Genomic DNA, 20120 nt, shown 5'->3' with positions numbered 1-20120 from the left:
ATAGCCGGCATTCAGCCGAATTCTCGAGCGGCCTGTTGCACCTACATACTCCGGCCTCAGTACTGCGTCGATTATTGGCGTAGGAGCCCGCCTAAGGCTAGACGCTCGCCGTTACTAGCTTCGCTATGCCTTCGCGCACGGGTGATACCAAAAAAGTCAGCGGGGTACACAACCACTATGGGCCAAGGAATCCTGCAGCTTAACTACAGCGGCCCAAATTAACTGGGCTTCGTGATCATCTACTGCGTAAGAGCGCACTTAGCTCCGATTGAGCCGCTTAACGAATTGGGCGAGTGCCATAGTCTCCTCGTGGTTCATGAAGGCATCCGCCTGGCAGCCATCAATCTCGAAAATAACTCTGATGTCACTATGCTGGGCTACCTTGTTCGTGGGGAGGCTCCATTTGCGGTAGTTTCGCGAGTTTAGCCAACGAGGTTGCTTCATTGCTTAGTTATCCACTGCCATAGCACGTAGACAATCTCAGGTGCGTTGCTACCCATTTCATGAGCAAGCGGAGCGCGCAGCCAGGAAGGCGAAGGCGCGAGGATGGAAGCCCGTCAGGGCCAAGACGCCACCATACGGCGAGCGGCTTGGTAAACGACATTCGGCCCGAAGGGCACGTCCAAACTACCGTGGAGCCCCTTACAGCACTGGACTTCCTAAAAGAGTTCCATGTTTGGTGGTGGTTCATCGTCGGAATCCTGCTGCTGCCCAAAGACAGCCATTTCCACCTTTGACCATTCATCCTTAAACAAGAAATCATCTTGTGTGTAAAACGACATTCCCAGATTATGGGTAGCCATAATTTCTGGAGCATATTTGCGAAATAGGCGCCCACCGAACAGCAGATGGCCTACTACACATTCTTCGATTACTTCAACAGTCCAACAGTCCAACTGTACGCCAGAACCGATGTCTTCCCATGCCAATCTAAACGCTTCAATATCGAGCTCTTCGCCTTCATACTTAAAGACGATTGTGAGTGTGCCCTCGTGCGCATGTAGAAGCCTGACTGGCGCCATGACGTCACGAACGATTGCTTGCTCGACCAGGTTGATGACCCTGGTATCAGGTTTTCCATCCCACAAGACAGCGAAGCTGAGAATGCCTACACGCTGTTCGCCCATTGCGTAGACACCCCATGGTTGCGGGGTGCTAAAAATCGTATAGCCAGGCTCACTATCATTGTTATGAGGCTGCTCGAACTCCGTATATAGGAACTTGGAATAGATCATGGGTGGCCCTCATCGATAGAAGGGAGAAAGCTCAGGCTGTCGTCGGTGTAATCTTCCAGGTCATCTTCATCGTAGCTGGGGAACTCATATGGGCTAAAACCCAGGGAGGTCGTCTCCATGACCTGTTTGATTACAGACCATAATGAGGAGTCAGAACGCCCTGAGTAGATCTCATCTTCGCTCGCGAAAGCCACGGTGTAGCGACGGCCCGAATAAAGGTTGGTATCCAATTCCCAAATAGCCTCGATGGCCGGGATGCTGCTGCTAGATACCTTGCTGTCCAGATAGATACTCAGATCCTGCTCATGGATAACGATCAGTTTCACCGGAGCCAATGCTCCTCGGAGATAAGCACGCTCCAAGGCTATGATGAAGCGATGATCGAGGTAGTCGCCGTACATCACGCAAAAGGTTTGTTTCGCGGCCTGGGTCATCAAGCCGAGATTTGAGTCTTGCCACTGCAGGCAGCTGTAGATGACGTAGTCCGGCCCGCCAACCACTGTCACTGGATCGCATTCTGGGTGGAAAAGAATTGGCGTCGACATGCAGATTCCTCCATGTGATATAAGGAATGAAGACTGCAGAGCGAGAGAAGTCAAGGAGAGGAGGTGAGCTTTTTATTTTCTCCGACGAATAAGCATATATTATTAATATACCGTTTGAGCAAGCGCAGGTTTTCGAACTTTTTCTTCGATCTCCATGGTATGGCTCAGTAAAGCACCCCATGGATGCCCGGGTGGCGCTTTGATGTTTAGAGCAATATGTCTAAGACAGTCGTGATTTCTAGCTTTGTTAAGGGCATGTTATCTTGCCAGCTATAAAGTGGTTCGTTCTGGCCAGTGAAAATGAATCATGGAGTATTGCGTGGTTTGTCTCATTCGTGTTATTTCGCAGCTTGCTAATAGAGGGCGGAAGCCCATTTTATGTATGCAGAGAATAAGTTAGCTGGAACGATTGTCGGTCTGCCAGGAGATGGCTCAATGAGAGCGCCATCCTGGATCTCACAAAATTCTTTAAAGTGACTAATAAGCATTTGAGCAATCGTCATCCCGTCATTACGCTCGGAAGTGCTCGGGGAGTTATGATTTTTGGTGTTATGAATTTCTTGAAGTGTTCTAATTTCATCTAGGGCAATAGAGTGCTCATTGCTAAGTTTGACTAGTTTTAGTCTTAGGTCGGCAATTTCATGGCTCTCCAACGAACCAATGTTGTTGCGTCGAATCCATGAGTCTAAAAGCGGTCGATAGCTTTTGCTTTTTAATAAAGATGAAGCTCTGCAGGATTTGGTCTCAGATATTTTTATTTGCATCTTGTTAGTTCTTTCGAGTTCGAGTCGCTCGGCAGTGCTAATAGCGTCTGCAATGTATTTGGCTAAGTATGTAACTTGTTTAAACTTGACTCTTCGTTGGTCAAGGTCAAGTAATGAGGCCTCAAGGATTGCTAAGCGGTGTTGGATGCGGTCTTGTTGCCAGCGATACAGGTTGGAAGCTTTCATTCTTGAATTCACTCATTTTTAAAGTTTTAGGTGCTGTAAAGGTTGTTAGATTCTACAGAGGCTATGATGAACCATCTCGGCTGATTTTTTTGGCATGGAAGGAAAGTAAAGCTTGTTCCCAATCGCTATCGGCAAGATTGATGAAGTGGACAAGTTGCTGAATGTCCATTTTGTTGAAGTTAACATCTGAGCGAATCATCCCAGCGAGCTTGATCGCGTTAGGAAAGTTTGATGGCATCATCGCTGCTCCTAATGTATCACCATCGCTAATCATCAAAAGACGGGTCGCGCGATCAATTTTGTATTCAAAGTTTTGAGATATCGATTCAGGGTATGTGCAAGCACTGTCGAGCCTTGAAAGAAAACCCTCAACCGAGGTGCTGTTGTACTCTACTCGGGTCACTTCCTTTATCACTTGGGATGCATTGGAAGCTATAAAATCTCTGTTATTTGACTCGTGTGCAGCTTGCTGTTGTGCTTCAAGCTTAGCCCACAGAATTTCCTCGACCATCATCCAGCTAATAACTTCCTTTGCTGAGTTCTTTATTTCTTCCTGGAGGCGGTTGGTTTCGGCAGTTGAGGCTATGTTTGTAGCGTTATACTTTTCGACTATTGTACATGTGCTAGAGTACTCTTCTGCCATTTTCTGGCGGTGAGCTTCAATTGCTGGTAGGTTATGTATTGAGAAGATTGCAAATGGACATTGCGCGCATCTTTTTTGGCCGCAAAATTTAACGGATATTAATTGTGGGCAAATGAAGTTGTGCGGACAAATGTGCGTATAGCAAGCGCCGAGCCTTAGCGATCTATCTGAAGCAATGAGCATTAAACCTGTGAGTTCTCTCGGGCTTGTAGATGTCGGGAAAGAGGTAAGGCCGAATTTAGTGATGGTGTTTGGAAGAGAGTTTTGCCTGACTGCATCTTCAATTCTGTCGCGGATGTCGTACATTGAAGGCGAGTCTTTGAACGGATTGGTGAGGAACCAGGACGCATCTCTATTATTGAACGCGCCCTGCAAGCGGTTTATCAAAAGGTGATGTCCTTTGTTATAGCGAATAATGGTGCTCAGACTTTGGCCTGTGAGAAATGTCATTGCTTCAGGTGGAAGGTTTACAGACATATCCGTGATGAAGGATCCGCGTGCTCCGTGAGGTGTCGCGTATGCCCGAAGTGAAATTGGGCAGTAAGCACCTTGGTAAACCTTATTACTAGGATTTCCGGGGATGACGTGAACATCATCAGGGTTTATTTTGTTAATCCAATCTTCCCAGGTGAAATGGCGCTGTGCGGATTTTTTCCTCAATGGAAGGTAACCGACAATTGGATTCGTCTCGTAGGTATTGTCTTTAAGCCAGATCTGAAAGTTTAGGCAGTGACAGTTCCATAAAGTTTTGTAATGATCATCACTGAAGGGATCTCCGTTTTCGGGATGTGCAGCGAATAGAGGAGAAATTTTGCCCCAGTGTGATTTAGGGTTGTGGTCGTAATAAACCTTCTTAGTAAATCCGATTGCGCCTTTTTTTATCATTAAGAGCCGCCATTTACGTTGTTGGTCTAGCAGCGATAGGTTGCCCATAGTGGTGACGATGATGAATGGGATTTTTTGGATTTTATCTGTGTTTAACCAAATGCTTGTAAGTTGTAATGGGTTTTGAGACAGCCGCTGAGATGTGCGATCATAAGTGTCGGCGTCAAGCCATTGTAGTGTTTGTCCTCTGACACCACATTCTAGAAGGAAGAGGCTAAATATGACGCATCCAGGGTTGTAGAAGTACTCGAGTTGATGGGTGATGAAGTGAAATGTGTCGGGTAAAATTCGAGTAATATAACTGATTGTGCTTTCATGATACATGATTGGGACGTATCCAAGTTTTTCTGTGTCTACAAGGGTGTTGTTCGCTCTTGCAGCATCTACTATTTTCTTGATTCTAGAAGAATTAAGTAAGAAGTAGTCTGCTCCTGAATTCAGAGCGTGGTGGTAGGCAATAAATTGTTGAAGTTGTTCACCGGTAAATACGTTTTTCGTGATGTGTCTATACTTCTTGCTTTTTGGAACTTTGCGAACGGGCTGCTCTAAACCTTTGCAGCCCTCAAGCTCGCTACCATATGTGATCAGGTATTGGAAGAAATTGCGGAAAGGTGTTTGGCTGCCGTAGCTTTCTACGTAGCCTATCTCGCTAAATAACTCACATAGTGATAGAGGCCTATTTACATTATCTGAGGAGTTGCAGGAGTAATGTACGGAGCCTGTGAAATCAGAAGGTGTGCTTGGGTATTGGAATTTTGATTGTGGATTATGCTGAATCCATAGCGGGAGATAGATAAATAAGTAGACGTTCAGCTTTCCGAAGGCAAGTTTGGCCCCTTTGTTTTTCTCAAAAAACTGATTTTCGAGGTATGCTGTTTCGCAGTGCGTCCAAACTCGCAGGGCGTTGTTGAGTTTCTTGCTGCCTTTGAATATGTGCGTGTCTAACTTGTAGTGGTGAATCAGGTCGCTAGAAAAGCTGGTGGCCCCAAATTTTTTAATCTTCACTATTCGTTTTGCTGTTTCTAAGGCAGATAACTTTCTTTCGATTTCCTCAATAAGTGTCATTTCCATGCTGGAAAGATTTCTTGATAACTGCTTAGAGGTGCTTAGATGCTCAGCTGCCCAGCTTTGTACGCTCTCAGGAACTCTAGCAGGAAAACACTTAATCAGGTGTTCTGTAATTCTTAGTACGGGGGTGGGTATTATATTGTTAGGTGTGTTTTTTGATTGCTGAGCGAGTAACCTGTGAAGGTCGTCATGGTTTATTTTTTCGGGAGTAACCATGTCGGACATGAGTATTGATTTCACCCCGGATTGCCAGAGGCGACGATTGCCGCGAGATGGTTTTCCTGCATTTATAGTGGTTGTTAAGTTGGCTTCAAATCGCAAGAATGCAAGGACGGTTTCGCAGTAAAAATATTTGTCGTTAGGTGCGGTTGTGAAGGTTGGGTCAAGTGGTCTCGTGAATTTGTAGGTAAGTATAATAGCGTTGTTTTTATGAAGGTAGATGAAGATTAATCGGAGTATCGTCTTGGCTTTGAATTGTTCGGGGGGCGACAACTCAGCAAGAAAAGTAGCTTTCGTAAGGTGTTTGCTTAAGTAGTCGTGATTTTGGGTTTTTATTGTGTATCGATACAGTTCTTTCAGTAGTGGTTCAATGTGTTGTTTTTCTTGGCTTTTGAATAATGCAATAAAGTTTGAGATTACAGATCCCAATCGATGACTGCCTTTTGTAATGATGTCTGAAATCAAAATAAGTGCCAATTGAATCAGTGCTGCCAATCTATGTTTTTTGCAGGAAATTATAATTTCTTCAGTTGTGTTGAGCATTTTTGTTTCCTTGTTCTTGTTTTAGTTTTTCTTTGAAGATGCTTAAGCGTTCTTCAAGATATTGGATTTGAAATTCTGTGCTGGAAAACGTAGTGCCTTGTTTTCGTGCGTGGTTGGCATATGATATTTTTTCCATTAATAATTCCCAGTCTACCTTTGCATATTTTTGGAGGCTGCGCATATCTATATGGCCTGTCAGCAGTAATAGCTCGCTGTCACTTAGTCCTTGACCATTGCTGTGCTCAATGTAATTTTTCAAAAAAAATATATTGCTATGGCGGAGGCTGTGCAGACCAAGTTTTTTTGCAATGTTTGGCTGGTTGGGCAAAGTTTTTTTTGCGGCTATTTTGAACTGATGTAGAATTACAGACGAATAGTCGCAAAGGTAAAGCGGCCTGCCGTGGTGGTCGTGAAAAATAAAGTTGTGACCACAGCCAGAGTTGTACTCATACCGCATATATTGCTCAAGATGATAAAAAAAAAGGCTGCCGTAAGGTTCGAGCATTAAAGTTAATGGAGTTCCGCGCCCCTTCCATTCAAGCTTGTTTCTCTCCAGCTCACTGATGCCTTGATACGCTTGTGATGGATGTTGCCGAGTTGTTGGATCTATAAGTAGTACTTCCCGCTTGATGATGTTGATGTCCGACCAGAGTATTTGATCTGCTTCTGAGTCTCGAGCGTTGGTTGCTGCTATCAGCGCGTAAAGGCAAGCATTTCTATGGCTGCTAGCGTTGGAGATAAGTTCCGAAATTTTATCTAGAGGGAAGTATTGACTTTCTTGTAATGGGCTTGCGAAGTTTTCTTCATAAGGTATGTGACTAGTGAAAGTGCTTCGACTGGTTTTACTGCCGGTAATCGTGGTAGTTGGTGCGGAATTGCTCCATATTGCGGCGTTCTCTCGGTCATTGATTTTGGTGGTGGTAGCAGTGATTTTTTTCAGGGCATCAATAAGATTTGAGATTTCGGGCTCTGCGATGGCTAGACCATTTGTGATGTACTCATCATAAGTCTTCTGGATTTGATGAATGTTTCTCAAAAATGGTGTGATCAGCCCGTGATACGTTTTAGATGTTGAGTTTTTAGCTAGTGGTGAAGGCTTGGATTGGCAAATTCTCCGAACGATCATTGAAGCGCTTGCTTCGCCTGTTGTAAGGTAAGAGTGGTAGAGGCGATATAATTTGTTCACGTCGGTTTGAGTAGGTTGGATAAATTTCAAACCTTCGTTCATATAGTCAACAAAGTTGGCAATGCAGGGGCCGGCCACACGAATGGTCTGTTGATGTTGGCCTTGATCAATCAAGTCTTTCATGTGGATGGTTAGAGGTGTAAATTCTTGGCCGTACTTCCCGGGGGTCGCATATCTAATGATGTGATGCTCTTTGCCGAGATAGATAGACTTCGAGTAAAAGAAATTATTGAGCATTATAAACACCCATGGCAAATCCGTATTCAGGATTTAGTGTCTGAAGATTTACTGCTGTGTGGAATTTTTTGTTCGAGGATGTCTGGTAAGTTAATTATGCTGAGATAATTGTGTCAAGGTGCGGTTTGGGAGGGGATGGGTGCTTGAGTGTGAAATGTTGGTTTGTCATATGAATTGGCAATAAATGTGTTTTGTTTTGTTAACCCATTGATTTTGATAGGTCTGAGGGTTACATGGATATTTTGTTATTGTTTGCATCATGTAGGTTTCGCCTGCTTTAACTTGCTGTTTCTTCGGATAATTTTACAGCTGGCTTTATCTCGTTGCTGAACTAAATTTGAGAATTGACACGAGCTATTTTGAGGGGCTAGTGCGTCTATTTAAATTGTACTGATTGAGAAAAATCAGATGAATGGTCGATGTCGCGGTGGGTTTGAGGATTCTTGTAATTTCCTCTCCAGATGTTGTGTGCAAAGGAAGACCTATCTCGTCTGTGGGCTGATCACAGATACTGACCAGACATCGTATCAATCCAACGGTATACGATTGGGAGTCGATGCGGCCTTATTAGGCTCTGTACGAAATATCGAGAAACCCAATCGGTGTCCTTCGGACGTAGAAAATATATAGGGTTCCCGGCCATCTACGGGAAGGAGTTCTGTGATGGCAAAGCGTTACGAACTCGGATGAGGTCTGGACTGTGGTCGCTGATCAGTTTCACTGAAATCCATGGCCGGGGGAGGCCCCGCCTGAGCGAAGGCCTGATGCAAGGTGGCGTGCACTGGGTACCTTGTTTTGGCGGTGCGTGGCGAGACATACCGTAATGCTTCAACCCATTGTCAACGGTGTATCGACGATTCTGGGGTTGGCGGAACCAGGACACATTCGCTCAGATGCTCAAACGCTTGCACCTGAGACTTAATGAGTAAAGCTTGATCGAATTGTAAACTGGATGATCGACTTAATCGCTGTTCGCGCAACCCGAGCCTCTTCTTTCGTGGGGATAGAAGGGGCTTGACGTGCCTGCTGATCACGTCCAAGGCCGCATTCGCGGTGGCCTGAAAACCAAAATTCACATGCTCTGCGACGCCAACGGGACTGCGTTGAGCTTCCTCTTATCTGGCTGTCAAGCCATGGACATCAGCCACGCGCAAGCACTGCTGAACGAAGTCTGTATCCCGTCAAGGCTACGTGGCCGCCCTCGAAAACGCTGCAAGTGATTGCTGGCCGATAAGGGCTACGACGCCGAAGCCCTGCGCCGGTACTGCGATCAATGTCGTATGCAGTTAGTCATCCCGCTGCGATCAATGAAGCGCAAACCAAAGCCTGGCTTACCCAGGTTGTTTGATCGACCAAAGTACCGACAGCTCAACATCATCGAACGCATGTTTGGCTGGCTCATAGAGAACCGTCGGATTGTAACGCGGTTCGACAAGATCGCGAAAAGCGGTTTCACCGGTTTGTTCCATGTGGTTTTTGCGACATCCCTTTTCGTGCAAAGCTAAGGGAGCAGTGGAGCTGTTAATACAGTCGGGGCCCGCAGTCGCTTGAGATAATAGCTTCTGCAGGAGTCCAGACTCCTGCGGAAAACAACTCTACGAAGAGATACTTCTCTAAAGAAAATCAGATGCATACCGCACCCCGACACTCTGATCAGGCGGGAGGTACCCCAGATAAGGGTTCAATTCCTGCCTGGGACGCCATATTTTCTGGCTTTTCAGTATCTCCACCCGGCAGCGCCCACTCCCTAAGAGGGCGCAGGCGCTCCACCCGCAGGTTCCCCATTCCCTTGAAGATTGAGCGTTGTCTCAGTGATCCCTGCCTCGTGCTTCAGCCATTCAATGAACGCTTGAGCGGTGGCGCTGGGTGGGCGTTGCTTGCGCGTGAGTAGGTAGTAGGCCAACGAGTGGCGCATCACCCTGTCCGGGAATGGCACAACCAGCTCTCCCGTTCGCAGGGGGCGTTCGATGAGGGCCAGCACGCAGAGCGCTACGCCATACCCCTCGATGGCGAGTTGTGCGAGCACGTTCGAGTCTGAAACGATATGCCCGCGCTCCGGGTCCATGGCTACGTCGGGGTGCAGCTCATGCCAGCGTTTCCAGTCCTCATAGCTGCGGTCGTGCAGCAAGGGGTGCTTACCCAGGTCAGAGGGCTGGCCCAGCGGTTTGTCGCCGTTGAGCAGCCGTGGCGAGCACACGGGGACATAGTTCGCCCCCATCAAAAATTCCGAATCGAAGCCCGGCCATTTGCCGTCCCCCCATTTGATAGCCAGTTCAGTTTGATCAGCAAATTCGACACGCTGGGTGCTCAGGGTTTGCTGAATATGCAGCGTTGGAAAACGCTCGGTGAACTGGCGCAGCCGGGGCGTGAGCCAGAAGGCGCTCAGCACGGGCTCGGACTCAATATGAAGAATCGGCGTTGCCGCCTTGCGCGCGCAGCGGTCGAAGGCGCCTACCAAGTGGTCGAAGGCGCCGCTGATGTCCTCTAATAAATCCGCCCCTTCCTGGGTCATTTTCACCGACCGAGTGGAGCGGATGAACAGTTGCACACCCAGCGCCTCTTCCAACTTGACCACTTGCTGACTGACAGCGGATTGGGACAGGTGTAGCGCCTCGGCCGCGCGCGTGAAACTGGCAAGCTCTGCAACGGTTTTAAACGCCAGCAGCAGGGAAAGGTGAGGGAGGCGACTCGGGACTTGGCCCGGGCTAGAGCGATTAATAAGCACCTGTAATTAACCCATTATGAAATCGCGCTTCAGGGCGACGACCTTGCCGCATAGATTGGCTGCAGGCCCACTGTAACCGGGCCTCCTAATAATGACAAAAGCAGGGCCACTCCGATGCAAACCATTCCTAAAGCCGACCAGGCACGCAATCTTCCTTCCGGGGGTTGCCATGCAGCCTGAACTCCCTACCGTCGCTGCGCCGACTAAAGATCGCACCCTGATACTTGCCAGCCTTATCGTCATTTCCACCACGGTGTTTGGCCTGATGTCGTTCCCTGAAGAGGCGAAGCGACTGGCCGACCAATTGTTCAACGCGGCCACAATGACCTTTGGTTCTGTTGTGCAACTGCTCGGGTTCGCGTGTGTTGTCCTGATCGCCGGCCTTGCGCTGAGCAAGTACGGAAATATCAGGCTGGGCAGCGGTCGCCCTGAATACTCCAACACCAGCTGGGTGTTCATGTTCATCTGCGCCGGCCTTGGTTCGGCCACCATGTATTGGGCTTTCATGGAGTGGGCCTATTACTACCTGACGCCAGGATTGGGTATTGCAGCCGCCAGCAAGGAAGCGCTCGAGTACAGCATCGCCTATTCGTTCTTCCATTGGGGCGTGACGCCCTGGGCGATTTATGGCATGGCCTCGCTCGCCATGGCGTATCACTTCCATGTTCGGCGCAACAAGGGCCTGAGCCTGGCTGCGGTGATCGAAGCGATCACGGGTTACAAGGCGCAGGGCCCGGTAGGGCGTGTCATCGATCTGGTCTTCCTGTTTGCTACATTCGGTGGGCTGGTACTGACCACCACCCTGACGACCTCCACGGTTGCAAAAGGCCTGTCGGATCTCATCGGGATTGACGACGGTTTCGCCTTGAAAGCCGGGCTGGTCATTTCGGTGACGCTTATCTTCTCGCTGAGCTCCTACATCGGTATCGCCTCGGGCATGCAGCGCCTGGCCAAGCTTGCCTGTGGCCTGACCCTGGCCTTTGCCTTGGTGGTATTGCTGCTGGGCCCAACCTTGTTCTCGATCAGCAACATCACCAATGCCGTCGGGCTGACCCTGCAAAACTTCATCCACATGAGCCTGTACACCGACCCGGCGGGCAACGGTGAGTTCTCCCGTGGCTGGACGGTGTTCTATTGGCTGTACTGGATCACCTATACCCCAGGTGTCGCGATTTTCGTTACCCGCGTTTCTCGGGGTCGCACCCTCCGCGAGCTGGTCATGGCCATGATTCTCGGTGGCTGTGGGGGTTGCTGGTTCTTCTTCGGCAGCTTGGAAAGCTTTGCCATTCACCAGTTCATGCAGAAGGTGGTGGACGCCCCGGCAATGTTGAGCGGAGCGGGCGGAGAAGCTGCGGTTTCCATGCTCTTGCACAGCTTGCCATTCGGAAAGCTGCTGTCGGTCATCTATTTCGTGCTGATGCTGCTGTTCCTGGCCTCCCACCTGGACGCCGTGGCCTACACCGTTGCTGCGACAAGTACCCGAAACCTCCGTGAAGGTGATGATCCGACCCCTGGCCTGCGGTTGTTCTGGTGCGGGCTGCTGGCGGCTCTGCCTTTGGCAATGCTGTACATCAATGCGCCGTTGAGCACGTTGAAAACGGCGGTCATCCTCACCGCGATCCCCTTCATCTTGATTCTCGTCGTGAAAATCTGCGGTCTCTTCAAATGGCTTCGTGAGGACTACAGCGATTGGAGTACCGAGCGAATCATTCTGCAGGCCAGGCAACTCGCCGTGCAGGACGAGGCACATGGCGCTCAGGTTCAGGTGGTGGATGCAGAACGTTTGGAAGTTAAAGCATGAAGATTGTAGAAGTAGAGGCCATCTGGCTGCGTGTGCCGAAATTCGATCAGGCGTGTGAGTGGGGCGAGGATGCACTGATTGTTCGCATCCATACCGACACGGGCATCGTTGGCGTCGGTGAAACGGACAGCTCGCCTGCAGTGGTCAAGGCGCTTATCGAAACGCCAGCGTCCCACGAAACCTGTCAGGGACTTCGCGATGTGCTGCTTGGCGAGAACCCGCTGGAGATCGACCGGCTGTGGAAAAAGATGTACCGGCATAGCGAGTATGTCGGCCGGCGCGGCGCGGGAGTGCACGCCATCAGCGCCTTGGACATCGCGCTCTGGGATATTGCCGGTCAGCATTACGGTGTACCCGTCCACACTTTGCTCGGTGGCAAGTACCGCGACCGTATTCCTGCCTACGGCACGTTCATCCCGAAAGCCACCGACGCAGGCAACCGGGATGTGATCAGGAATCTGCTTGGCCAGGGTCTGCGCAGTATCAAGCTCGGTGGCGCCGGTTTTGGCGAAAACCCGGCGCGTGACAAGCAGTTGCTCAAGCTCGTGCGCGAAGAGATCGGTGATGACGTTCAATTGCAGATCGACCTGGTCGGCAGGTGGCGCAACGCGGCACATGCACTTGCTCAATGCGAGGCTTTGCGCGAGCTCAACCTCAATTGGGTCGAGGAACCCCTGCCTTCGGATGATGAGCGTGGCTTGGCGTACCTTGCGAGCCTGTGCAGGGTCAAGGTTTCGGGAGGGGAAGGGCTCGCCACCCGGCATGAGTTCCGCAACTTCCTGGAAAACACTCGGCCTGCGATCGTGCAGCCTGATATCACCCGCTGTGGGGGTATCAGTGAAATGCGGCACATCTACGAATTGGCAATCCACTACGGGGCGCAATTGGTGCCACATGGGTTCAGTACAGGGATCTTGCTGGCAGCGACCACGCACTTTCTTGCCGCGTGCGAGTTTGGCGAGTTGATCGAATACTCGCAAAGTGACAGCCCATTGTTTCGCAAGCTGGTGAAGAACCTGATTCCGCTTGAGGCGGGCCAGGTAGCAGTACCCGACTCGCCAGGACTTGGCGTGGTGCTGGATGAGGAGGTGATCGCTCAATACCGCGTTAACGCATAGGCGTCAGGCCGCGCTCACCAGGCGATTGTGGTGACTCACAATCGCCGCTACCTAGCCCAACGCCAGCCTGGCGCCAATTCAATCCGAACCATCCCCCACCCGACACGGTCATTCAACCGACACATGACCACTATAAGCTCGATACCGGAGATGTCCCTGTGCTCCGGTCCGTTCAGTCGATTCGGGATAATTCATGAAGGCAATGGACACTGCAACAGCCAGAAGAAAAGGTATCAAGCTTCGCGCCACGGTGATCTACCGCAAGGATGGCGAGGTGCTGTTCGTGCGCAAGCGCAATTCGAAGTGGAACCTGCCTGGCGGCACCGTGGAGCGCGATGAAACGCCTCTGCAGGCCGCACGCCGGGAAATGGCCGAGGAAACCGGGCTGGCCTTCGATGAGCTGCGCTACATTTCCGAGTTTCGTGAGGACAAGGTCATTCACTACCTGTTCGAAGCCCGGAAAACCTCGTCGCGGCCTCGCCCCTGCAACGAGATCGAGGCCTGCCGCTGGATCAAGCCCCGGCATGTGTCCAAGCGCCGCGTGCGGCGCCCGATCAAGACCATCCTCAAACGCTGCGCCTGATGGTTAGCGCCCGGTGGCGTCGTTGAACGCCGCCAGGTGGGTGCGTTCGAACTGCAGCGGGGTGGCGGTGATGTGGCCGGCCTTGAGTTCCGCCATTTCCGTGCCGGGCGCGTCCGCGTCGCGCGCGTTGTCCAGCTTGATCCAGTGATAATCGAACCCGCGTGGGTCCACCTCCTTGCGCACCGACATGCTGCTCAAGGGGCCGGCGCCTTGGCGGGTGATCGTGAGGGGCAGGGCGGCCTGGGCGCTGCAGCTGGGAAAGTTGACGTTCAGGCACACGTCGGTGGGCCAGTCCATGCTCAGCAGTTGTTGCAGAACGCCAGGGGCGTGGGCCAGTGCGGTATCCCAGGGCGCATTTGCCCGGTCGATGTAGGCCTGGCTCAGGGCGATTGAACGAATGCCCAGCAACATACCGGTCATGGCTGCGCCCACGGTGCCGGAGAACACGGTTTCCATGCCCAGGTTGGCGCCACGGTTGATGCCGGAAAGAATCAGCTGGGGCCTGGCATCCTTGAGCAGGTGCTGCACCCCCATGATCACGCAGTCGCCCGGCGTGCCGGTGACGGCGAAGCGCCGGTTTCCATGTTGGCTGATACGCAGCGGTGCGTGCAGGCTGAGGGAATGCGAGGTGCCGCTCTGGTCGTCGCGCGGGGCCACCACCCAGACCTCGTCGGCCAGCTGCGCGGCCACCTGTTCCAAGGCCTTGAGGCCGGGGGCATCGATGCCGTCGTCGTTGGTGAGAAGAATCCGTTCGAAGCGGTGCGTGGGCTGGGTCATGCGCAGGCATCTCCTGGTGCAGGGCGGTTAGTTCAGGGAGTGGTGTTTGCCAGGTTTCGCCAGGCCGGTGGCTTGGGTGCGGGCAAGCTCGCGGCCGCGCCCGGCACCCCAGGCAAGGGCCCGGGTCATCGTTTCGCCGGGCCGTTTGGCGTAGGCTTCTTCCAGCCGGGCAAGGCCGGAGGGTTCGTAGATGCCAATGAACAGTTGCACGTCGCCAGTGCGCGACAGGCGTACCTGAATGTCCAGCCGTGCGCCGTCGGCCAGCACTTCCTGGTGGGAGTGGTGCTTTAGGTTAGGGTCGGCCCACGCCCAGAATACCTCGCCTCGATGTCGCATCCTTGCCTCCTGATCGAAACTCCAATCAGAAGAGCCTAGCCCGTTTCGCTGGGTTCGCCGGTTTGGGGAGGGGATTGGGGGCTGGGTTTGGGATTTGTAGTGCCTTTGAGATCGAGCGCCGCCTGCACGGCGCTTCGCGAGCTTTGCTCGCTCCTACGTTTTTCGGGCCAATGTTCATGTAGCCACCGCACGCGGCCTGCCCTTTGTAGGAGCGAGCGCAGCTCGCGAAGCGCCGCGCAGGCGGCGCTCGATCTCAAAAGCGCTGCATCCCCACCGGCAAACACCCCCGTACCCCAAAGCGTTCGCCCTGCGTGTTATTTACAGTTCCCGGCCTTGCGATACCCCGCAGCCTGGGCCTCTGTTTCACTGGCAAACGCGACCTGGTTCTTCTGCGACACCTGCGCATACCCCGGGCAGCCGCTGGCCAGGTGGTACACGTGGCTGTTCTTGTTGCCCAGTACCGCGCCTGTTTGCGTGGCGCTGGCCAAAGGCGGCGTGACCGTGGCCACGGGCGCGCTGCCCGCGCCTTGCGGCGTATAACCCAAGGTCCATTTGCGCTCGCCGGTCACGAACGGGTTGTCGTGCCCCATGATCGCGGCAATGCGCTGTTCCCGCTGCTTCTCCCAGGCGGTCACCGGGTGCTGTTTGTCCCAGGCCATCAGCACCTGTTGCTGCTGGCGCGACATGTTCAGCTTGTAGCGATCGAACATGTAGAACGTGGTGCGCGCCACCAGGCCTTTCACTTCGTCGCGCGGTTCGGCGACTTTCTGCTGGAAGTCGATCTTGGTGGTGCACTGCCCATACTGCGGCGCCACGCCCGACACCATGCCGTAGTTGAAGTTGCTGCGGTCACCGTTGACCTCGCCCACGGACGGGTAAAGGTTGAACAGGTTGGCTTCCATGGCGCGGAAGGTCGGGTCGCTGTCCACGCATTGCTCACGCCCGCCGTTCTGCCAGCACTGGCGTTGGTGGCCGAAGGTCCAGGCCGGCACGATGTGTTCCCACTCGGTGCGTTCGGCGCGGGTTTGCAGCTTGCGTGCCTGGTAGCCGCACGACTTGAGGTCGACGCGCCCGCCCGACTTGCCCGCCCAGGTCCACTTGCAGCCACAGTAGAGCTCGCCCATGGCGCTGCTGGCCTGGTCGTTGTAGATCTTCTGCTTGGCCACCACCTTGGCTTCGGTGAAGGTGGCGGGTGGGGTGGCGAAGGCGGCGGGGAGGGCGGCGAAGGTGAGGGCGACGACGTAAAGCAATTTCTTCATGAAAGAACATCTTCGGCTTGCAAAAAAAACCGATTGTACAGCTTGTCGAACGCGATTGAAGCGTGCCAAGGCTTGCGCTTGAGCATGGCAGCGCTATCGTTGCCGGTTAGGATTTTGTCGAGCGAGTCGTCATGCAAAGCGCACCGTCCCCCCTCAACGAAGCTGCCCGGCTGTGTTTCCTCGAGAGCCTGAACATTCTCGACACCCCAGCCGAGGAAACCTTCGACCGCCTTACCCGGCTGGCCTGCGTGCTGCTCGATGTGCCCATGGCGCTGGTGTCGCTGGTCGACATGAACCGCCAGTGGTTCAAGTCGCGTCAAGGCCTGGATGCAACCGAAACCCCGCGGGACCTGGCGTTCTGCGCCCACGCCCTGCACGCCGAGGACATCCTGGTGATCCCCGATGCCACCGCCGACCCGCGCTTCGAGGACAACCCGCTGGTTACCGGCGGGCCGGGCATCCGCTTCTATGCCGGGGTGCCGCTGCGCTTTGCCGGCGAACTGACGGTGGGCACCTTGTGCGTGCTCGATAGCAAACCCCGCCAGGTCAGCGAAACCCACCTGGCGCACTTGCGCGACCTGGCGCGCATCGTTGAGCGCGAGATGCTGCACCGCAGCCTGGCGATCGATTCGGGCAGTGCGGTGCAGGACGCCGGGCACAGTGCGCTGTTGTCTTCCGAGGCGCGTTTTCAGCGGGTGTTCGACAACAGCCCTACCAGCAAGGCGCTGCTCGGGCTGGACGGGCGCATCCAGGAGCCGAACCGCGAGTTCTGCCAGCTGGTGGGCAAAACCCGGGAATGGCTGGTGCTGATGCCGCTGGGCGAACTGATCGATGCCCAGGACCTGGGCAACGTCACCGTGCCCTGGCAGGCGGTGGTCAGCGGCGCCCAGGAATCGCTGGTCACCGAAGTGCGCCTGGTTACCCCGGGCAACCCGGCGCTATGGACCGAGCTCAGCCTGTCGGCCCTGCGCAACGAGCGCGGGCATGCCGAGCAGTTGGTGGTATTCGTGCGCGACATCAGCGAACGCAAGCGCCGCCAGCAGCAGCTGCAGCGCTACCAGGCCACCTTGGAGCAGCAAGTGGCGCAGCGCACCGAGGAGCTGGCGCGCAGCCAGGAAACCCTGCAGGCCATCGCCGACAACATCCCGGTATTGATCGCCCATATCGGCACCGAACTGGAGTACCGCTTCAACAACGCCGTGTACCGGCAGATTTTCGGCATGGAGCCTACCCAGCTCAAGGGCCGCAAGGTGCAGGACGTACTGCCGGCGGACGTCTATCGGCAACTGCTGCCGTGTTTTCGCCGGGCGCTGGCCGGCGAGCGGGTGGAGGCCGACAACGTGCGCTACAGCCCGGACGATACGCGGATCTGGCATGCCTCCTACGTGCCGGACATCCGTAACGGCAAGGTCGAGGGCTTTTTCGTCATGTCGCTGGATGTGACCGAGCGTAAGCGCAAGGAAAAGAACCTGCTCGACCAGGCCACCCTGGATGCCTTGACCGGCTTGCCCAACCGCGTGGCGTTGCACCAGGAACTGGGTTACTCGCTGCAGCAGCGGGCGGCCTTCGCGCTGTTCTTCATCGACCTGGATGGCTTCAAGCAGGTCAACGACCAGTACGGCCATGAAACCGGCGACCAGGTGCTGCAGACCGCGGCAGGGCGCATGCTGGCGATCATGCGCGCCGACGATATCGTTGCGCGCCTTGCCGGTGACGAGTTCGTGGTGGTGGCCCAGGCCGTGGCCAACCAGGCTTCGGCCCAGGACATCGCGCGCAAGCTGTGCGACGTGTTGTCAGCGCCCTTGGAGGTGGAGGGCGTGCAGGTGGCGGTGGGCGCCAGCATCGGGGTTTACCTCAACCTCGGCGGGCACGACCCGCAGACCGCCGACGATGCCTTGGCCCTGGCCGACAAGGCCATGTACGAGGCCAAGCGCAGCGGCCGCAACCAGTTCTGCATGGTGCCCGAGCACTAGAAGCCCCAGTGCCGCAGCCCCCACAACACGCCCATGCCCACCGCCAGGGTCAGCAGGGTGCTACGGGTACGCCAGGCAACCAGGCCTGCCACTACGGCTGCCGGGATCTGCGGGTTGCTCCAGTCGATGGCCGCCTGGCCGCTCTGGAACATCACCGCGGGCAATACCAGGGCGGCCAGCACGCTGGCCGGCACGTACACCAGCGCACGGCGCAGCAACGGTGGAATGCGCAAGGCGCCGTAGAACTCGATGAACGACAGGCGGATGGCGAAGGTGCCCAGCCCCACCAGGATGAAGGTGATCCATTGGCTCATGTCGGTCATGGGGCCTCCGCTGCCAGGTTCGCGCTTTTGCGCAGTTGCTCGATGGCAAGGCCGGCGCTCACGCCGCCCACGGACGCGACCAGCAGCCCCAGGTTATACGGCAAGCCATGGGCCAGCACGGCCAGGGTGCCGCCGGCGATGGCCGCGCCGAGGGTTGCCGGGTTGCGGATGCCTGGCACCAGCAAGGCAAGGAACGACAAGGGAATGGCGAAGCCCAGCGACCAGGACTCCGGAATGCCAGTGCCCAGGAACACGCCGGCCATCACCGCCAGGTTCCAGCCCAGCCACATCGGCACGGCCGTGCCGATGTAGTAGGGAAAGGCAAAGCGCCCCAGCCCGCCTGCGCCGAATTTCAGGCTGCAAAGGGCGAATGACTGGTCCGACAGCAGGTAGGCCAGCGGCCAACTGCCACGTCGGGGCAGGCCGTGCAGGTGCGGCGCCAGGGCGGCGCTGTACATCAGAAAGCGCAGGTTGATGACCAGCGCGGTGGCGACAATGGTCAGTGGCAGTGCGCCGTTTTGCAGCAACTGCAGCACCACCATCTGCGCTGAACCCGAGTAGAACAACAGGGTCATGCCCAGGGTGTCGAGCGGCGACATGCCCATGCTGACCGCCGTGACGCCGGTAATCAGGCCGAACGGCACCACCCCGGTGGTCAGCGGCAGAACGGCGCGGGCACCGTCGCTGAAGGCGTGCTTCGCGCTGGTGTAATGCATGTGAATTCCTTGCAATGGTTGACTGGCCAGCTCACGTTAAAACCGCCAAGGCTTGGTCACAACGCAGATTTCTGAAATAGTAGGCCTAAAAAAAATAGGCCTGAAACCATGCCAATCGATACGCCCACTCGCCACACCCTGCAGCTCAATGCCCTGCGCGCCTTCGAGGCCTCGGCGCGGCTAGGCGGTTTCGCCCGCGCCGCCCATGAGCTGAAGGTCACCCCTGGGGCCATCGCCGCACTGATCAAGACCCTGGAAACCCAGTGCGGCGCCGCGTTGTTCGAACGCCACGCCAAGGGTGTGCGCCTTACCCCGCTTGGCGACAGTGTGAAGGCGCAGTTCACCGAAGCCTTCGATGCGGTCGAGGAAGCCGCGCGCACCCTGCGCCGGCTGGCTGCGCCACAGCGGGTGCATGTCGTCACTTCGCCGGCACTGGCGCAACTGTGGCTGGGCCCGCGCCTGCCACGCCTGACCCAGCTGCTGGCGCCCATCGAAATTTCCGTGACGGCCATGGACGAGCCGCCCAACCTCAAGCGCAGCCCCTTCGACCTGTGCCTGTTCTATGTCGACAGGCTTGAACGCGGCCAGCGCAAGCTGGCCGATGAGGACATATTGCCGGTGTGCAGCCCGGCGCTGGCGGCGCAGGTCAGCAGCCCGCAGGACCTGGCCGGCGCGTGCTGCATCCAGGATGTGGGGTGGCAGGACTGGGACGTCTGGTCGGCGGCGGCCATGCCCGACGCGCCTTTCGCCGCCCGGGGGCCAGGGTTTTCGCTGTATTCGATTGCCGTGCAGCAGGCCTTGCTCGGCGCCGGGGTGCTGATCGGGCGCCGAACCCTGGTACGGCCCTTCCTGGACAGCGGCGAACTGGTCGCCCCCATGGGCCGCTCGGTGCCCCTGGGGCTGACCATTGCCGCCTGGCGGCTGCCCAGCGCAGGCAGCAACCCGCGGGTGGTGGCGGTGGAAGAGGCGCTCAGCCAGCTGGCGTAAGGGAAGCCGGC

Annotated in this window: 16 protein-coding genes and 1 pseudogene; 6 read left to right on the top strand and 11 right to left on the bottom strand. The window is 54.9% G+C overall.

Annotation, left to right across the window (positions count from 1 at the left end; genetic code table 11):
- Nucleotides 1-659 precede the first annotated feature (659 nt).
- The 5 genes from F3J44_RS23930 to F3J44_RS23910 all read right to left on the bottom strand — a co-directional run bounded on the left by F3J44_RS23930 (nt 660) and on the right by F3J44_RS23910 (nt 7511).
- Nucleotides 660-1235, bottom strand: coding sequence for a hypothetical protein (locus F3J44_RS23930; protein WP_167276645.1), 576 nt, complete (start codon nt 1233-1235; stop codon nt 660-662).
- The gene (locus F3J44_RS23925) at nt 1232-1780 is read right to left on the bottom strand and encodes a hypothetical protein (protein ID WP_167276643.1); all 549 of its coding nucleotides are present in this window, start codon (nt 1778-1780) and stop codon (nt 1232-1234) included. Before F3J44_RS23925 ends, F3J44_RS23930 begins: the two co-directional genes overlap by 4 nt.
- Nucleotides 1781-2133: 353 nt before the next feature.
- Nucleotides 2134-2730, bottom strand: coding sequence for a hypothetical protein (locus tag F3J44_RS23920; RefSeq protein ID WP_167276641.1), 597 nt, complete (start codon nt 2728-2730; stop codon nt 2134-2136).
- Nucleotides 2731-2791: 61 nt separating this feature from the next.
- Entirely contained in the window at nt 2792-6088 is a 3297-nt protein-coding gene (locus F3J44_RS23915; RefSeq protein ID WP_167276639.1) for a hypothetical protein, read from the bottom strand.
- Nucleotides 6072-7511 (bottom strand): tyrosine-type recombinase/integrase, encoded by a 1440-nt coding sequence (locus F3J44_RS23910; protein ID WP_167276637.1) that lies wholly within the window; start codon nt 7509-7511, stop codon nt 6072-6074. Before F3J44_RS23910 ends, F3J44_RS23915 begins: the two co-directional genes overlap by 17 nt.
- Before the next feature lie 663 nt (nt 7512-8174).
- On the opposite strand from F3J44_RS23910, the pseudogene F3J44_RS29985 reads away from it, so the two are divergent.
- Nucleotides 8175-8959: pseudogene (locus F3J44_RS29985) on the top strand (IS5 family transposase); the annotation flags it as partial.
- A gap of 299 nt (nt 8960-9258) precedes the next feature.
- Here the strand turns inward: F3J44_RS29985 and F3J44_RS23900 are convergent.
- Nucleotides 9259-10236, bottom strand: a complete 978-nt coding sequence (locus F3J44_RS23900) for a LysR substrate-binding domain-containing protein (protein ID WP_167276635.1) — start codon at nt 10234-10236, stop codon at nt 9259-9261.
- A 169-nt stretch (nt 10237-10405) separates the two neighbouring features.
- Here F3J44_RS23900 and F3J44_RS23895 point away from each other — a divergent pair, with 169 nt between their 5' ends.
- The 3 genes from F3J44_RS23895 to F3J44_RS23885 all read left to right on the top strand — a co-directional run bounded on the left by F3J44_RS23895 (nt 10406) and on the right by F3J44_RS23885 (nt 13738).
- A complete protein-coding gene (locus F3J44_RS23895; RefSeq protein WP_167276633.1) occupies nt 10406-12037 on the top strand; it encodes a BCCT family transporter in 1632 nt (543 codons plus the stop codon).
- On the top strand, nt 12034-13155 hold the full coding sequence (locus F3J44_RS23890) for a mandelate racemase/muconate lactonizing enzyme family protein (RefSeq protein ID WP_167276631.1): 1122 nt from the start codon (nt 12034-12036) through the stop codon (nt 13153-13155). The genes F3J44_RS23895 and F3J44_RS23890 overlap by 4 nt, the downstream gene beginning before the upstream one ends.
- Nucleotides 13156-13357: 202 nt before the next feature.
- Nucleotides 13358-13738 carry an NUDIX domain-containing protein gene (locus tag F3J44_RS23885; RefSeq protein ID WP_205300123.1) on the top strand — a complete coding sequence of 127 codons (381 nt, stop codon included), beginning with the start codon at nt 13358-13360 and terminating at the stop codon, nt 13736-13738.
- A gap of 3 nt (nt 13739-13741) precedes the next feature.
- Here the strand turns inward: F3J44_RS23885 and surE are convergent, their stop codons facing one another.
- From surE to F3J44_RS23870, 3 genes are all read right to left on the bottom strand, one after another.
- Nucleotides 13742-14515: a 5'/3'-nucleotidase SurE gene (gene surE, locus F3J44_RS23880; RefSeq protein WP_167276629.1), complete on the bottom strand. Its 774-nt coding sequence runs from the start codon at nt 14513-14515 to the stop codon at nt 13742-13744.
- Nucleotides 14516-14542: 27 nt separating this feature from the next.
- Nucleotides 14543-14851 carry a hypothetical protein gene (locus tag F3J44_RS23875; protein ID WP_167059918.1) on the bottom strand — a complete coding sequence of 103 codons (309 nt, stop codon included), beginning with the start codon at nt 14849-14851 and terminating at the stop codon, nt 14543-14545.
- Between the two features lie 314 nt (nt 14852-15165).
- On the bottom strand, nt 15166-16110 hold the full coding sequence (locus tag F3J44_RS23870) for an endonuclease (protein WP_167276627.1): 945 nt from the start codon (nt 16108-16110) through the stop codon (nt 15166-15168).
- A 131-nt stretch (nt 16111-16241) separates the two neighbouring features.
- On the opposite strand from F3J44_RS23870, the gene F3J44_RS23865 reads away from it, so the two are divergent.
- The gene (locus F3J44_RS23865; RefSeq protein WP_167276625.1) at nt 16242-18083 is read left to right on the top strand and encodes a diguanylate cyclase domain-containing protein; all 1842 of its coding nucleotides are present in this window, start codon (nt 16242-16244) and stop codon (nt 18081-18083) included.
- On the opposite strand, the gene F3J44_RS23860 is transcribed toward F3J44_RS23865, so the two are convergent.
- The gene (locus tag F3J44_RS23860; protein WP_167276624.1) at nt 18080-18406 is read right to left on the bottom strand and encodes an AzlD domain-containing protein; all 327 of its coding nucleotides are present in this window, start codon (nt 18404-18406) and stop codon (nt 18080-18082) included. The two genes, F3J44_RS23865 and F3J44_RS23860, sit on opposite strands and share 4 nt — an antisense overlap.
- A complete protein-coding gene (locus tag F3J44_RS23855) occupies nt 18403-19122 on the bottom strand; it encodes an AzlC family ABC transporter permease (RefSeq protein WP_167276621.1) in 720 nt (239 codons plus the stop codon). The genes F3J44_RS23860 and F3J44_RS23855 overlap by 4 nt, the downstream gene beginning before the upstream one ends.
- Before the next feature lie 108 nt (nt 19123-19230).
- Between F3J44_RS23855 and F3J44_RS23850 the strand changes: the two genes are divergently transcribed.
- A complete protein-coding gene (locus tag F3J44_RS23850; RefSeq protein ID WP_167059945.1) occupies nt 19231-20109 on the top strand; it encodes a LysR family transcriptional regulator in 879 nt (292 codons plus the stop codon).
- Nucleotides 20110-20120: the final 11 nt, after the last annotated feature.

This window comes from Pantoea sp. Tr-811 (genome assembly GCF_011752535.1).
Taxonomy (GTDB): domain Bacteria; phylum Pseudomonadota; class Gammaproteobacteria; order Pseudomonadales; family Pseudomonadaceae; genus Aquipseudomonas.
This window is presented reverse-complemented; position numbering and strand designations above follow the sequence as displayed.

Bases quoted from the DNA above. Each gene is read 5' to 3' on its own strand.
- F3J44_RS23930 (WP_167276645.1), bottom strand. From the start codon at position 1,235: ATGATCTATTCCAAGTTCCTATATACGGAGTTCGAGCAGCCTCATAAC.
- F3J44_RS23925 (WP_167276643.1), bottom strand. From the start codon at position 1,780: ATGTCGACGCCAATTCTTTTCCACCCAGAATGCGATCCAGTGACAGTG.
- F3J44_RS23920 (WP_167276641.1), bottom strand. From the start codon at position 2,730: ATGAAAGCTTCCAACCTGTATCGCTGGCAACAAGACCGCATCCAACAC.
- F3J44_RS23915 (WP_167276639.1), bottom strand. From the start codon at position 6,088: ATGCTCAACACAACTGAAGAAATTATAATTTCCTGCAAAAAACATAGA.
- F3J44_RS23910 (WP_167276637.1), bottom strand. From the start codon at position 7,511: ATGCTCAATAATTTCTTTTACTCGAAGTCTATCTATCTCGGCAAAGAG.
- F3J44_RS23895 (WP_167276633.1), top strand. From the start codon at position 10,406: ATGCAGCCTGAACTCCCTACCGTCGCTGCGCCGACTAAAGATCGCACC.
- F3J44_RS23890 (WP_167276631.1), top strand. From the start codon at position 12,034: ATGAAGATTGTAGAAGTAGAGGCCATCTGGCTGCGTGTGCCGAAATTC.
- F3J44_RS23885 (WP_205300123.1), top strand. From the start codon at position 13,358: ATGGACACTGCAACAGCCAGAAGAAAAGGTATCAAGCTTCGCGCCACG.
- surE (WP_167276629.1), bottom strand. From the start codon at position 14,515: ATGACCCAGCCCACGCACCGCTTCGAACGGATTCTTCTCACCAACGAC.
- F3J44_RS23875 (WP_167059918.1), bottom strand. From the start codon at position 14,851: ATGCGACATCGAGGCGAGGTATTCTGGGCGTGGGCCGACCCTAACCTA.
- F3J44_RS23870 (WP_167276627.1), bottom strand. From the start codon at position 16,110: ATGAAGAAATTGCTTTACGTCGTCGCCCTCACCTTCGCCGCCCTCCCC.
- F3J44_RS23865 (WP_167276625.1), top strand. From the start codon at position 16,242: ATGCAAAGCGCACCGTCCCCCCTCAACGAAGCTGCCCGGCTGTGTTTC.
- F3J44_RS23860 (WP_167276624.1), bottom strand. From the start codon at position 18,406: ATGACCGACATGAGCCAATGGATCACCTTCATCCTGGTGGGGCTGGGC.
- F3J44_RS23855 (WP_167276621.1), bottom strand. From the start codon at position 19,122: ATGCATTACACCAGCGCGAAGCACGCCTTCAGCGACGGTGCCCGCGCC.
- F3J44_RS23850 (WP_167059945.1), top strand. From the start codon at position 19,231: ATGCCAATCGATACGCCCACTCGCCACACCCTGCAGCTCAATGCCCTG.